Genomic DNA, 15,211 nt, shown 5'->3' with positions numbered 1-15,211 from the left:
AAGGCATGGCAGGTATTAGTCAATATTGTCCAATGTAACAGGAAGTCCCAGACGAAGTTGCAGTGTTCCTGATGTAAGAATGGTATCTCCTACTTGAAGTCCTCTTACAATTTGTACTTCAGCATCCGTACGAATGCCTGTTGTTACTTCTACAGGCTCAGCTTTTCCTGATTTATACAAGAAAACTTTATCCTTTCCCATCTCCGGTACAATAGCTTCCGTTGGGATGGCGATCGCATTCGGAATTTCTTCTTTTTTCAATTGTATACTTGTGTATCGACCGGGAAGCAGGGCACGATTGGTATTGGGATAAAGTGCGCGTGCTGTGTATTGATGCAGGTTAGGGTCAATCGTTGACTCTACTGCATATACCTTTGCGCTGAAGGCATCTAGTTTTCCTTCAATTCTGAAATTCAGGTTCGTCCCTTTCTTAATCTGACTTGCATAGCGTTCCGGTACTGAGAATTCAACTTTCAATGGAGTAATCTTTGTCAGTTTGGCAACAATGGTTGTCGGCGAAGCGTATGAACCGACACTGATTTGCCGGAGACCAATGATTCCGTCAAACGGAGCGCGGAGTTCAGTCAGGGCAATGTTTGCTTTCACTATTTCTATATCAGCATTTAATGTTGCCAAGTCAGTCTTTACCTGTTCATAGGCTTCTTTACTGACTGCGTCCCGTTTGAGCAGGGCATCTTGTCGGAATACTCGATCTTCAGCTAATTTTAGTTGTGATACCAACCTTTGTAGCTGTGCTTGTAACTGCCGGTCGTTCACCTTGGCAAGAAGTTGGCCTTTCTTTACGGGCGTTCCTTCTTCGAAATTGATCTCGACTACTTTTCCGGAGGTTTCAAAAGATAAATCTACTTCCTCGTCCGGTAAAAGTACACCGGTAGTGGTGTATTCGTCTGTTAATAGTTGAGGTTTTATGACTTTGGCATTGACGTTCAGAATTTTCTTCCCATTCTTTTGGGTGTTTTTTACCTTGTCAGCAGCAGCCAGTTCGTCGTTAGTTTTAGGTAACTGTGAGTAAATTCCTCCACCGATAATTCCGGCACCGATAAGAATAATGATGCCCCATTTAGTTTTTTTATTCATGGTTTAGTATAGTATATAGCACGTTATATAATATCTTCTTGTGATTAGACGACACCTGAAAGAAAAGGTTTAATAGCAGATAGATTAAAAGAAAGTTAACGGTATGTGTGGCTTTGATAACAGAAAAAAGAGTAAACAGGATCGTTTTATCTGTTAAATGCTGTTTAAGTTTTAGAATCAATTCATTAAAACTCGTAAAACTTTGCTTAATGTTTAAATAAGGTTAAAATTGAATTTGTAACTGTTTGACTTTTAGAATTGAAGTATCTGAATAATGTCGCTTTTTTAAATAAATACTAGGCTATTATTGCGAATTCAGAGTAGATAATGCTGACTTTATGTCATTTCTTTCGTTTTTTGTCAAATCGCTCATAGAAAATGTCTTCCTGAAAAATTTGCGTATAAATATAAAGGTTTATAATTTCGCAAAGTTTTTTAGGAATTTATAAACAAGAACATCACAAGGTTAAAACACGTATTCTTTTTTTATAATAGCCTAATTAAACCTGTCGTGAGTTTAATTTTTATTAGGGTATTTAACTTTTTAAATTATGGATGAACCTATAGTGAGGGTAGAGCACCTTTCACATCGCTACAGCGTACAATGGGCTATCCGGGACATTAATCTGGAGATCAAGAAAAAAGGAGTTTTTGGTCTGTTGGGGTCTAATGGCGCAGGAAAGTCAACCACTATGAACATCATGTGTGGGGTACTGAACCAAACAGAGGGTGAAGTATTTGTAAATGGTATTAGTTTGAGAGAAAATCCGGTTGAAGCCAAGAAGTTTATAGGCTTCCTTCCTCAAAAGCCTCCTTTGTATGCTGACTTTACGGTAGATGAGTACTTGGTCTATTGTGCACAACTCAGGCACATGGAGTCTAAAAGTATCAGGGCTGCCGTTGATTGTGCGAAAGAAAAGTGTGGAATAATGCACTATAGCAAACGTCTCATTAGTAATTTGTCTGGTGGATATCAGCAGCGTGTCGGTATTGCTCAGGCAATCGTACATAATCCGCTTTTCGTTGTTTTAGACGAACCCACCAACGGACTTGATCCGAATCAGATTGTCGAAATCCGTCACTTAATAAAAGAAATAGCGGTAGACCGTGCAGTGATGCTGTCTACTCATATCCTGTCGGAAGTACAAGCCACTTGTGATGAAATTAAGATGATTGAACATGGAAATGTTGTATTTTCCGGAACTATCCGTGATTTCAATAATTACATGGCTCCCAGTACTTTGGTGACTATCCTGGAGAATCCTCCACAAACTGAAGAATTAGAGAAAATTCCAGGTATCCTTAAAGTCGAAAAGCTGACTGCTACTCGTTTCCGTTGTCATTTTGATGGAAACGATCATGGCATGACACGACGTATAACGGAAATGGGCGTGGAGAAAGGGTGGCGCCCCAGCGAAATTATTCTTGAACGGGACTCATTGGATACTGTTTTTGCACAGTTGTCCGGAAAAGGAATAAAAATCGATTAATCACAAAATATAATAAAACATTGATATGAAAACTACATATCGGATAGCTATTGCCGAATTGCGTTCCTTATTTTGTTCCCCGGTGGCATGGCTTATTCTAGTTATTTTTGCTGTGCAGGTGGGTGTGGCTTTTGGAAATGCGTTCGATCGTCAGGTACAGGGACAAGCATTAGGATATACTCTTTGGGATGTGACAGCCTCTATTTTTACAGGTTGGATGGGAATCTTTCCGGGCTTCCTGCGTAACCTTTATCTATATATCCCTTTGTTAACAATGGGGTTGATGAGTAGGGAATATAGTAGTGGTTCTATAAAACTGCTGTTCTCATCTCCGGTTACTGACAGCCAGATTATCTTTGGTAAATACTTGTCGGTGTTGATTTACAATTTAGTATTGATTCTTCCCTTATTAGTTGTTGGGGTATTTTGTGGCATCACTATTACGAATGCCGATTTAGGCTTACTCTTTACCGGAATATTGGGTATATACTTGCTGATTTGTGCTTACGGGGCTATAGGTTTGTTTATGTCCAGTATTACTTCTTATCAAGTAGTAGCCGCTATGGGAACTTTGGCTGTATTGGCTGCATTGAATTATGTTGGTGAAGTTGGACAGGATTATGCTTTTGTGCGCGATGTCACATATTGGTTATCTATATCCGGACGTGCGGATGAATTTATAAACGGATTGATTTGCAGTGAAGATCTGTTGTACTTCTTATTAATTATTGCATTGTTTTTAACTCTTTCTGTATTGAAACTGCGTGCCGGACGTCGTAAAGAATCTCGTGGGAAAACATGGGGAACTTATGGTGCTGTGGTTTTATCTGCTTTATTGGTGGGGTATATTTCTACATTACCTACTTTGAAATTATATCATGATTCAACAGCAACAAAGCGTAACACACTGACGAAAACGAGTCAGGATATTATGAAGCAAATAGATGGTGGTTTGAAAATAACCAGCTACATGAATCTGCTGGATGATAATTATGCTATTGCTTTGCCAAGTCAGCTGAAGAGTGATTATGAGAGGTTTGAAAAGTATATTCGCTTCAAACCGGATACAAAGATGGAGTATGTTTACTATTATGATGAGGCTAATTCTCAATTGGATTTCCGCCTTGAAGGCTGTAATACTCTTGAGGAAAAAGCTCAAAAAATGGCAAACATTTTGAATTTGAATATTAATATGTTTTTGACTCCGGAACAGATTCGTGAGAAAATAGATTTGCGGAATGAAGGAAATCACTTTATACGTGTTGTAGAACGGGATAATGGTCAGAAGAGTATTTTGCGTTTATTTAATGATAATGAAAAGCATCCGTCGGAAACCGAAATTTCTACAGCTTTGAAACGTTTTGTGGTACAATCACCGAAAGTTGCTTTTCTTACTGGTCATGAGACGCGTGATATTTATAAAACGGGCGATCGGGACTATAATCAATTTGCGGAGAATCAATATTTCCGTTACTCTTTGAGAAATCAGGGATTCGATGTAGTAACCTTGTCTTTGGAAGATCAGGAAGTACCGGAAGATATAGATATTGTAGTGATAGCAGATATGAAAACGCCTTTCAATGAAGTTGAAAATGATCGTTTGAATAAGTATATCGCTCGTGGAGGAAATCTTTTCATTTTAGGTGATGCCCGTCGTCAGGAAATAATGAATCCCATAACTGAACAAATGGGAGTGACTTTTATGTCAGGAACATTAGTTGAAATGAAAGAGAATGATTCTCCGTCATTGATTGCCGGGCATATAACTAAAGAAGCTGCGCAGCGTTTTAAACCTTATACCCGTCCATATGAGTTCAGATCTGTCATCACAATGCCTGATGTTGTTGGTTTGGTATTTGACCCTTCTAAAGGTTTCAATGCCTCTCCGGTGATTGTTACAGACTCTTTATGTTGGAATGAGTTGCAAACAACAGACTTCTTAGATGATAAACCGCAGTATAACCCTGAAACGGGTGAGAAGCAAGGTATTATTCCTACAATTTTGGCGCTTGACCGTAAAGTTGGTGATAAAGAACAACGTATCGTCATAACAGGAGATGCGGATTGCGTAAGTAATGGAGAAATGAGCAAAAGCCGCAATGGTTATTCATCTAATAATTTTACAGTAATTACCGGAACTTTTAAATGGCTTTCTTACGATGAATATCCGTTAGATACAGAGCGGATTAATCCGGAAGATAATGCAGTATCTATAGGACGTGATGCTCGTAAAATGGTGAGATATGGCTGCTACGCACTTTTGCCGCTAATCTTTGCCGCTTGCGGAATTACGATCCTTGTTCGTAGAAAGAGAAGATAATAAAGAGTATCCTTATAAAATACAAACACATCATGGAAGAAGCTATTGTCAGAGTAGAGCACCTTTCTCACCGTTATAGTGTAGATTGGGCTATCCGCGATATAAATCTTGAAGTAAAAAGTAAGGGAGTTTTCGGTCTGTTGGGTTCCAACGGCGCCGGTAAGTCCACAACTATGAATATTATATGTGGAGTTTTGAATCAGACAGAAGGAAATGTCTGGATTAATAACATCAATCTGCGTGAGAATCCGGTAGAGGCAAAGAAGTTCATAGGTTTTTTGCCTCAACGCCCGCCTTTATATCCGGATATGACAGTTGAGGAGTATCTTACTTATTGTGCAAATCTTCGTCTGATGGAACCCATGGAGATTGGGAAAGCCGTAGAGCGTGCTATGGCTCGTTGCGGAGTAACTCATTTTCGTTCACGTCTCCTGCGTAATCTGTCCGGTGGTTATCAGCAGCGTATTGGCATTGCACAGGCTATTGTTCATCATCCGCAATTTGTTGTGCTGGATGAGCCGACAAATGGTCTTGATCCTAATCAGATTGTCGAAATCCGTAATTTAATTAAGGAACTTGCTACCGATCATGCAGTAATGCTTTCCACGCATATTTTACCGGAAGTTCAGGCTACTTGTGATGAAATTCGTATGATTGAACATGGAAAGGTCGTTTTCTCTGGAAGTATGGATGATTTTGATAATTATGTTGCTCCTACTTCTTTCACTGCAACATTGGTTAATGCTCCGGCAATAGAAGAACTTGTCAAGCTTAAAGGTATTACTTCTGTCGATTGTTTGGGGGATTGTCACTACCGCTTTCATATAGCTGAAACGGATGGAATAACCGAGAAAATGATTGCTACTAGTGTCGCTAATGGATGGCAACTGGAAGAGATTCAGTTAGAACGTCTTTCTTTGGATGAGATTTTTGCCCGTCTTTCTGGAAAGAAGTAAACACAAACTTAGAAAATAAAGATTAAGTATGAAAACTATATGGAAAATAGCAAAGGCTGAACTGAATACTCTCTTTTGTTCACCTATTGCATGGTTGATCCTTATCATATTTGCATTTCAGGCCGGACTGACATTTTCCGACTTGATTTCCGATCAATTACGTTATTTGGCACTAAACTACCGCCCTTATAACCTGACCAGTGCTTTATTGTTAGGATACAGTGGTGTTTATTCAAGTATGCAGGATAACTTGTACCTTTATATACCATTACTTACAATGGGATTGATGAGTAAGGAGTATAGCAGTGGTTCCATCAAGTTGCTGTATTCTTCCCCTATTACCAATATACAGATAATTCTAGGTAAATATATATCTATGTTGGTATATGCATTGATTCTGGTTGCTATCTTGTTTGCCTATTTTATCTATAGTGCATGTATTGTGGAGAACTTTGATTTTCCGTTTGCTTTGACCGGGATACTTGGAATCTTTTTGTTGGTATGTGCTTATGCAGCTATAGGTTTGTTTATGTCTACTTTGACTGCTTATCAGGTGGTTGCGGCTGTTGGAACATTGACTGTTCTTGCTATTCTTAATTTTATGGGTAATATTGGACAGGACATTGATTTTGTTCGTGATCTTACCTATTGGTTATCTTTGGCAGGACGCTCGGACAAGTTTCTTCACGGTATGATTTGTAGTGAAGATGCATTCTATTTTATTATTGTGGTTGTACTGTTCTTGTCACTTTCTGTTTTGAAATTGAAGTTCGAACGTACTACAGCCAATAGTTTAAGTAAGATGGTGCAGTATATCGGTGTGTTGTGTGTTACATTATTGGTCGGTTATGTGACTTCCCAACCTAAGTTAATGTGTTACTATGATGCAACAGCAACTAAGGCAAATACTTTGACTCCTCCAAGTCAGGAAGTAATGACGAAGCTGGACGGTGGATTGACTCTTACGATGTTCGTTAACCTGCTGGATGATAATTTCAACAAGGGAATGCCGAAAAACAGGAATTGGGAAATGCGTAAGTTTGAAGACTATATCCGTTTCAAACCGGAAATGAAGATGGAATATGTGTATTATTATGACCATACGGATAATCCTCGTCTTTATGCACAATTCTCTGGACTATCAGACAAAGAAATAGCTCAGCGTTTGTGTGATACTTATGATTTGGATTTTAATATGTTCCTTTCTCCGGAAGATATCAAGAAAGTAACAGACTCCAAGGGTATTAATCTGGAAGAAGAAGGCAATCGTTTTGTTTATCTTTTCGAACGTGAAAATGGTCAGAAAGCTTTTTTACGCATTTATGATGATAATCAGCGTGATCCTCGTGAATCTGAAATTACGGCTGCCTTGAAAACGATGGTTGTCAAGTCTCCACAGGTTGCCTTTATCACAGGACATGGTGAACGTGATATTTACAAAGGCGGTGAACGTGATTATAGTGCATTTGCAAAAAATCTCACTTTCCGATATTCTCTGATCAATCAAGGGTTCGGAGTGAGTGTTTTGGATTTGAAGGCGGATTCTATGGCAACAGATATTGCTGATAATATTGATATTATCGTTATAGCAGATGTACGTGAAGCATACACACCGGATGAGATAGCTAAAATACAACGTTTTATAGCTCGCGGAGGTAACATGATTATAGCTTGCGAACCACGGCGTCAACCATTGATGAATCCATTAGTTGAAAATTTGGGTATTACATTTATGCCAGGCATTGTAGTGGAAGAGACAGAGGGATATGCTCCCAATCAATTATTTGTGAATCCTACAGAAACAGCTATAACAGAGAATAAAGGTTATTATACAATGGGGCGATATGGCTCTAAACTTTCTATGCCTGGGGCTGTAGAATTAGTACTTAATGATAGTTGCGGCTTTAAGTCTTCAGTCTTATTTGCTACCACTGCAAAGGCTTGGAATGAACAGCAAACAACTGATTTTGTGGATGACAAACCGGAAATCAATCCGGAAACAGGTGAAAAAGCTGATTCTATTCCTTTGGTGGTGCGTTTGATTCGCCAAGTAGGTGATAAAGAACAGCGTATCTATGTATGTGGTGATGCTGATTGTATGGCGAACAGTGAATTGACTACTAATCGGAATGATTTGAGCACTTCTAACTTTACGCTGATTACCGAAGCTTTCCGTGAATTGTCTTATAATCAATTCCCCGTAAATGATGATCGTCCTCATCCGTATGACGATAAACTGTCCATTTCTGGTCAGGGAGCTTTAGTTTTGGTTCGCATCTTATTTATGGGAATTATTCCTGTAGGATTGTTAGCGGGATATATCATCACTTGGTGGCGTCGTCGTAAAAAATAATAGATAAAATAAATTTTGTTGGATTACAATATATAACTAAACACAACACAGCATTTATGAAAAAAAAGCGAAGTTTTATTATGGGCTGCTTATTATTGGTAGCTATGCTTCCGTACACTTTCTTTGCTAGTGCACAGACTAAGGTTACTGTTAAAGTAGAGGACAATAGTTACCGGGTTATTAGAGGTAAGGTTACAGATGCGGAAGGCCATTCCTTACCCGGTGTGAATGTAAGGGTAAAAGGTGTGCAGGGAGGTACAGTTGGTGACATTGATGGGAACTTTATGCTTAGTGCCCCACGGGAAGATGTCGTATTGATAGTCTCTTATATCGGAATGGTAACTCAGGAAGTTACAGTAAAGGGTAGTCAGAAAAAAGAGATTCAAATTCATATGAAGGAAGATGTGAATGAGGTGAATGAGGTTGTAGTAACAGGGTATGCAACTTTGAAAAAGGAAAGTTTTACCGGAAATACTATAACTGTTAAAAAAGAAGAATTGCAAAAGGTTTCCAAAACCAATGTGATTGCTGCACTTCAGGCTTTTGATCCATCTTTCCGTATTGCGGAAAATAGTATGTGGGGATCTGACCCTAATGCTCTTCCTGAAGTATATTTGCGTGGTAAGTCTGGGATTGGAATTAAAGAATTAGATGTGGATGTAACTTCTAAATCCTCTTTGAAAAACAATCCGAATCTTCCGACTTTTATAATGGATGGTTTCGAAATTAGTGTTACAAAATTGTATGACATGGATCCTTCTCGTATAGAAAGTGTTACAATTTTGAAGGATGCTGCAGCTACAGCTATGTATGGTTCACGTGCCGCTAATGGGGTTGTAGTAATAACAACTGTAACTCCTAAACCGGGGAAATTGAATGTTGCTTATAGCTTAACTGGTGAGGTGGAAATGCCAGACTTGAGTGATTATAACCTGATGAATGCAGCGGAGAAATTAGAGGCTGAAAGATTAGCTAATTGTTTTGTTGATAACGAAGGTGAACATAAGTTTCAGGACTTCTATAATAAAAAATTGTATAATGTAAAGAATGGTGTAGATACATATTGGTTAAGTAAGCCATTACAGACTTCTTTTAATATGAATCATAGTCTTTATGTTGATGGAGGTTCTGATAAATTACGTTTTGGAGTGGAATTGAGTTTGAACAAAAACGATGGTGTAATGAAAGGCTCCAAACGAGATGTATGGGGGGCCGGTGCATATATACAGTATACAATCGGAAATCTTGTTGTTCGAAATCATTTTACGTATGATGTGAATAGCTCTAAAGATTCACCTTATGGTTCGTTTTCTGATTATACCACTCAATTACCATATGATGTTTATGAGAATGAAAATGGTGAGTATATGAAGGAATTGACTAGATGGGGGAATAGGACAGTTACTTATAACCCATTATATGAGGCAACTTTAGGTAGCTATAGTAAATCTTCTTATGAACAAGTTATAAATAATTTGAGTGCACAGTGGAATATTTCTAAATATTTATTGTTTAAAAGCACACTTGGGCTTACACGTCAGTTTAGTAACAGTGAAAATTTTCTTGATCCCAATTCAATGAAGAATGATCCGATTTTGAGTAATACAAATCTTTCTGCCGGTACATTGGCTACTGGTTCCGGTGATAGCTTTGTTCTTGATTGGCAGGCATCTTTAGCTTATAACCGCTTCATTGGAAAACATAATATCAATACTTCAGTTGGGATGAATATTATGGAAAGTAAGGAAAAGAGTCTTTCTGCTAATTATAAGGGTTTTCCTTCAGGTAGTTTACATTCACCTAATTATGCAGAGGAGATTGTAAGTAAACCAACACAGAGTGAAGAACATTCGCGTCTGATGGGTTTGATCGGTTTGGTGAATTATAGTTATGATAATATTTATTTGTTTGATGCTAGTATTCGTATGGATGGCTCATCCAAGTTTGGTACTGATAGAAAATATGCTCCATTTTGGAGCTTTGGTACCGGTGTGAATTTACATAATTATAAATTCTTTACGAACATGGATGTTTTTGATTTGTTGAAGCTCCGTGCTAGTTATGGGCAGATTGGTAAGGTGAATTTTGCATCTTATGATGCAAAAACAACATATCGTATTCTTTCTGATCAATGGTACAAAACGGGTTATGGGGCTGTATTATATGCTTTAGGAAACAAAGGGTTGACTTGGGAAACAACCAATACATTAGATGTGGGTATGGAAGTCAGTTTGTTTAAGCGTTTGTTGTATTTGAGAGGTAGTTATTATATTAAGAGAACTGTTGATTGTATTAACTCTGTTACTATCCCTAGTCATTCTGGTTTTACTACTTATATGGATAATATTGGTGAAATTGAGAATAAAGGATTTGAGTTGGATGTACGTGTCAATTTTATTCGTACAAAGGACTGGAATCTTACTCTCCTTGCCAACTTGGCACATAATAGGAATAAAATTGTGAAAATTGCAGAGAGTTTAAAAGCCTATAATGATAAAGTAGATGCATTTTTTAGTGATCCAGCTAATTCCAATACCCAAGTGGCGTCAAAGAGCTATAAAAAATATTCGGAAGGTGTATCGCAAAATGCAATTTGGGCGATGAAATCACTTGGCATTGATCCTGCTACTGGAGAAGAGCTCTTCCAAAATCCGGATGGAACTGTTACTAAATATTGGAATTCTGCTAATCAGGTTGTTGTTGGTAATGAAGAACCTACTGCGCAGGGGACTTTTGGCTTAAACTTGACTTGGAAACGTTTTAGTCTCTACACTACTTTTATGTATGAGTTTGGAGGACAACGTTATAATAGAACTTTGGCTGATAAGATAGAAGGTGTAGATATTGCAAATGATAATGCAGACAGAAGAGTATTGACTGAACGTTGGAAAGAACCGGGAGATCTGGCCTCTTTCAAGAGAATTCAAGTGAGTAACCGGGAAACTGTTGAGGTAACCAAGCCTACTTCACGTTTTGTGCAAGACTATAATTGGGTGAGTCTTAATTCTATAGCATTGGAATATGATGTCAATCCAACGTTAATCAAACATATTGGATTAAGTATGTTGCGTTTTGGTGTTGGCGCTAATGAACTGGCACGCTGGTCCTCCGTTGAGTTGGAGAGAGGATTGAGTTATCCATATTCAAGAACTATTAATTTTTCATTAAAAGCAAGTTTCTAATAGATTATGAAGGAAATGAAAATATATAAATTAATAATATCTATTTTTCTGTTTGTCGGGCTTAGTTCTTGCAACGATTGGTTGAATATTGAGCCTAAAGATACCACAACAGAAACAGATCTTTTTGCGACCGGTGATGGATATCGTGTAGCTCTGAATGGTGTATACGCACAGATGGCTGAGTCAAGTCTTTATGGACAACAATTAAACTGGGGATTTCTAGATGTAATTGCTCATATGTATATGCTTTCTGAGTTGTCTAGTGAATATGCACTTTCTGCAAAATATAGTTATACAGATGAGAAGGTTAAAAGTATCATTGAGGGTATTTGGTCCAAAGCATATAATAATATAGCTAATTGCAATAATATAATCCAGCGTATTGACAATGAACCTGCTGGAAAGTTTGCTGAGGGAGAAATAGAGAAAAATGTGATAAAAGGTGAAGCGCTGGCATTGCGTGCCTACCTTCATTTGGATATACTACGATTATTTGCTCCTTCTATGATGAATGTGGAGGAAGATAAGCAATTGTATATACCTTATGTGACAACTTATCCATGTACATTTCAACCTTATACCAGTAACCAAGATGTGCTTAATAAAGCAATTGCTGATTTAAAGATTGCCAAAGAGTTGGTAGGGAGTTATGATTTAGCAAATATAGTTCAATTAAGTCCTATAAATCGCATAGAGAATGGAGGAGCGGATGATATCTTTTTTGCTTACAGAGGGTATAGAATGAATTATTATGCCGTTTGTGCTTTGTTAGCAAGAGTTTATAATTATGCAGGTATGCATCAGGAAGCTTTCAATGAAACAGAAATTGTTATTAATGCTTTGTGTGATAGCTATGGAAGTAAATGCTTTACTTTTACTCCTTCTTACACTCTTCGTAATGGCAATACAAAATTGTATGAAGAAATAATATTCTGTTTGTCTAATGATCAGCTATGGACAATTTATAAACCTTATTATGGTGGTGAAATGTCCCTTTATTTAAATGCTTGGAGTGCAGACGATTTATTTGATGATAATTCGGATATTCGTAAAAAATTAGTTACGACATTAAATTATTATCCGGTTAGTATAAAGAATGTTGAGGCTAGTGGAACACTTGCAAATTATTCGAAAGATATAATTCCTATGATTCGTTTAGGGGAAATGTATTATATCCGAGCTGAGTATTATAATAGTAAAGGACAGACAGATGTTGCTTTTGAAGAGATGGATGTTTTGCGTGCGGGACATAGTTGTACGAAGGGAAGATTATCAGGTGATTTTAATCAGGCTTTAGTCAATGAGGCACGTCGTGAATTTATAGGGGAAGGACAATTGTTTTTTTATTTTAAGAAATTCAATATCTATCCAAATTCTAAGTATATGACGTCAGAGTTGCAATTTGTTTTGCCGCGTCCGGATAATGAAAACTTATAACTACAAACCAAATATTAACGATATATGAGGAAATACATATTTATATTAGGTATAATCATTCTTTCTTTATGCGCTTGTAGCAAGGAAGGATTGACACAATATGATGCTGCAAAGAATTATCTTTATATTCCGAATGATAAATATATGGATACTACCTTCGTTACATTTAAACATCACCCTGGAATAGATGATTATGATGTTTTTTTTGAAGTACGATTAGTTGGAATACAACTCATTGAGGACAAATCGTATTCTATAGAAGTTGTGAAGGATAAAACAACCGCCAAGGTTGAAGACTATACTTTGGATACCGAACAGATATTTCATGCTGGAGTATTGAAAGATCAATTAAAAATAACCTTGCATAATACAGCTCATCTGCTTAATGAAACGGTACGTGTTACACTTCGTTTGACTCCCAATGAGAACTTTGGCGTAGCTGATTATTTAGGAGAAAGTGAGTCACGTGCTCAGAGTCTAACGGCATCTGTTACTTTTGATAACCAAATCAGTAAGCCAACTTGGTGGAATAGCGATATTGAAATGAATTATTTAGGTGAATGGACACCTATTAAATATGAGAAATTCATTGAAAGTTGTGGTGGAGAGGTGCTTGATTTATCAGAATATGAAGGGTATCAGATAATGGAGTTAGCAGTAAAGTTCAAAAATGATATTGAGAAATATGGTTGGAAAGATAAAGATAATGAGTTGATAGATCTTCCTATTTATTAAAATTGAAAGAATATGAAAAATAAGATATTTCTATTTATATGCTGTGTCACTTTTTTATGCTCTAGTTGTTATGAGGATAAAGGAAACTATGACTATAAAAATCTGTCAAAGATCGAAGTTGAAAAATTTTTGAAAGAAGATGGTACTAGTATTAATGTAAATTCCAGTATGAGTGTAACTATAGGAGGAATGGTGTCTGTTCGTCCTGTATTGACTATAGTAAATGAAAGACCTAATATGAATTTTAATTATACTTGGACTTTCAAAGATCAGATAATTGGAACTGATGAAACGCTAAGTTGGAAAAGTGATATATTGGGCAGTGGAGCTGTATTGCTTGATATAGAAGATATTGAGAATGGAACTCATTTTATTACAGCTTTTTATCTTACAGTAGGCGAACCTTATCAGGCGGAAGGTTTCTTAATCTTAAGTGAGAAAGATGGAATACCTTGTCTGAGTCTTTTAAAAGGAATATATTATGACGATGTTTCTGATTATGAACTTTTGACAGGATTGTATCAAAAAGAAAATGGGAAATCACTGCCGAATGATGTGTTTAAGCTTCATGAGCATTTCTGTAAAGGGAGTTATGGTTCTCAAATAATGGCTGTTTGTAAAACTGATCTAGTAGATATTAATGCCTATACTTTTAAAGAGGCAATGAGAGCTGAAACCATTTTTTCAGGTGAAGTACCTCAAATTAGTGATGTAATGTTTATGCAATGGCTTGATTTAGTGACTGATAAAGATGGATGCCTTTACCAACGTAGAAAAACAACCAATGAATTATTTCATTCTCAACGTTTTCTTTCACAACCAATGATGTTTAAGGGTGAAACGTTGAAGAATATTCGTATCATACCGGATGATTTTTCTAGCTATAGAAATTTCTTGTTATTATATGATAATCATAAGAAGCGCTATCTAGTTATATCAGACTTAGTCGGTACTAATTGGTCGGCTAGTTCAGATGTTACTACCATTGGCAAAATAGAAGAAGCTAATTATTCAGGCGATGAATGGCCGGAAAAATTTACTCCATTGAATAATATGAAAGAATGTAATGTGATCCACACAGGATTTTTCCGGGATAATCGTAACACATATGTCAATTGGTTCTTTTCTATTTTTGAAAAGAATAGTAACTATTATTATCAAAAATTTATGATAGAGCGAGCGTATACAAGTGATGGTACCTTTAAAACTAGTGTGAATGAGGGGCAAGAAGGAAAAGTACCAGCTTTATTTGGAAATATATTCAATGAGAAGAGTATTATAGCGGTTTTGGAATATTCTGAAGGTTATGGATTAGATTCATCACATCCCTATACATTTGTTTCAAGTGGAAATAGTTTATATTTATACGATATTGACAATTTGGATGAGGATATTAGCTTTAAGAAATTGTTGGATTTTGATAGTCCTGTGACAGCTTTGGATACATCGTGTCCAGGTGGTAATTACTTGGGTGTAGGCTTAGAAAATGGAGAATTTTATGTTTTAAGAATGAATCAGGCTAAAAATCATTGTGAGGATCAAGACTATCTTGTTCGTTGGCATGTGCCTGCTGGAGAATTAGGTAAAATAAAGTCTGTACGTTATAAGACAGATGGTAATGGAACACAGTTCTAAAATCA

At 36.9% G+C, this 15,211-nt stretch carries 9 protein-coding genes; 8 read left to right on the top strand and 1 reads right to left on the bottom strand.

The features are described from left to right. Positions 1 to 15: 15 nt before the first annotated feature. Positions 16 to 1,098, bottom strand: a complete 1,083-nt coding sequence (locus HMPREF2794_RS03750) for an efflux RND transporter periplasmic adaptor subunit (protein WP_010539461.1) — start codon at positions 1,096 to 1,098, stop codon at positions 16 to 18. Between the two features lie 551 nt (positions 1,099 to 1,649). On the opposite strand from HMPREF2794_RS03750, the gene HMPREF2794_RS03745 reads away from it, so the two are divergent. Genes HMPREF2794_RS03745 through HMPREF2794_RS03710 form a run of 8 tightly spaced genes read left to right on the top strand, consistent with a single transcriptional unit; the run spans position 1,650 to position 15,206 of the window. After that, positions 1,650 to 2,588: an ABC transporter ATP-binding protein gene (locus HMPREF2794_RS03745; protein WP_022300904.1), complete on the top strand. Its 939-nt coding sequence runs from the start codon at positions 1,650 to 1,652 to the stop codon at positions 2,586 to 2,588. Positions 2,589 to 2,613: 25 nt separating this feature from the next. Next, on the top strand, positions 2,614 to 4,908 hold the full coding sequence (locus tag HMPREF2794_RS03740; RefSeq protein WP_022300903.1) for a Gldg family protein: 2,295 nt from the start codon (positions 2,614 to 2,616) through the stop codon (positions 4,906 to 4,908). Positions 4,909 to 4,940: 32 nt separating this feature from the next. After that, the gene (locus HMPREF2794_RS03735; protein WP_010539458.1) at positions 4,941 to 5,864 is read left to right on the top strand and encodes an ABC transporter ATP-binding protein; all 924 of its coding nucleotides are present in this window, start codon (positions 4,941 to 4,943) and stop codon (positions 5,862 to 5,864) included. Between the two features lie 28 nt (positions 5,865 to 5,892). Then, complete coding sequence (locus HMPREF2794_RS03730; RefSeq protein ID WP_070750946.1) at positions 5,893 to 8,217, top strand: Gldg family protein; 2,325 nt, start codon at positions 5,893 to 5,895, stop codon at positions 8,215 to 8,217. A 56-nt stretch (positions 8,218 to 8,273) separates the two neighbouring features. Beyond that, positions 8,274 to 11,399: a SusC/RagA family TonB-linked outer membrane protein gene (locus tag HMPREF2794_RS03725; protein WP_029425718.1), complete on the top strand. Its 3,126-nt coding sequence runs from the start codon at positions 8,274 to 8,276 to the stop codon at positions 11,397 to 11,399. Positions 11,400 to 11,405: 6 nt separating this feature from the next. Continuing rightward, positions 11,406 to 12,836 (top strand): RagB/SusD family nutrient uptake outer membrane protein, encoded by a 1,431-nt coding sequence (locus HMPREF2794_RS03720; protein ID WP_010539455.1) that lies wholly within the window; start codon positions 11,406 to 11,408, stop codon positions 12,834 to 12,836. 24 nt (positions 12,837 to 12,860) lie between these two features. Then, positions 12,861 to 13,571: a DUF4843 domain-containing protein gene (locus HMPREF2794_RS03715; protein WP_010539454.1), complete on the top strand. Its 711-nt coding sequence runs from the start codon at positions 12,861 to 12,863 to the stop codon at positions 13,569 to 13,571. A 12-nt stretch (positions 13,572 to 13,583) separates the two neighbouring features. Continuing rightward, positions 13,584 to 15,206, top strand: coding sequence for a PKD-like family lipoprotein (locus HMPREF2794_RS03710; RefSeq protein ID WP_010539453.1), 1,623 nt, complete (start codon positions 13,584 to 13,586; stop codon positions 15,204 to 15,206). Positions 15,207 to 15,211: the final 5 nt, after the last annotated feature.

The sequence above is a fragment of the Bacteroides sp. HMSC067B03 genome, assembly GCF_001811315.1.
Taxonomy (GTDB): domain Bacteria; phylum Bacteroidota; class Bacteroidia; order Bacteroidales; family Bacteroidaceae; genus Bacteroides; species Bacteroides faecis.
This window is presented reverse-complemented; position numbering and strand designations above follow the sequence as displayed.

Excerpts from the sequence above, each read along its gene's own strand:
- HMPREF2794_RS03725 (WP_029425718.1), top strand. The coding sequence starts at position 8,274 with ATGAAAAAAAAGCGAAGTTTTATTATGGGCTGCTTATTATTGGTAGCT.
- HMPREF2794_RS03745 (WP_022300904.1), top strand. The coding sequence starts at position 1,650 with ATGGATGAACCTATAGTGAGGGTAGAGCACCTTTCACATCGCTACAGC.
- HMPREF2794_RS03735 (WP_010539458.1), top strand. The coding sequence starts at position 4,941 with ATGGAAGAAGCTATTGTCAGAGTAGAGCACCTTTCTCACCGTTATAGT.
- HMPREF2794_RS03710 (WP_010539453.1), top strand. The coding sequence starts at position 13,584 with ATGAAAAATAAGATATTTCTATTTATATGCTGTGTCACTTTTTTATGC.
- HMPREF2794_RS03715 (WP_010539454.1), top strand. The coding sequence starts at position 12,861 with ATGAGGAAATACATATTTATATTAGGTATAATCATTCTTTCTTTATGC.
- HMPREF2794_RS03750 (WP_010539461.1), bottom strand. The coding sequence starts at position 1,098 with ATGAATAAAAAAACTAAATGGGGCATCATTATTCTTATCGGTGCCGGA.
- HMPREF2794_RS03720 (WP_010539455.1), top strand. The coding sequence starts at position 11,406 with ATGAAGGAAATGAAAATATATAAATTAATAATATCTATTTTTCTGTTT.
- HMPREF2794_RS03730 (WP_070750946.1), top strand. The coding sequence starts at position 5,893 with ATGAAAACTATATGGAAAATAGCAAAGGCTGAACTGAATACTCTCTTT.
- HMPREF2794_RS03740 (WP_022300903.1), top strand. The coding sequence starts at position 2,614 with ATGAAAACTACATATCGGATAGCTATTGCCGAATTGCGTTCCTTATTT.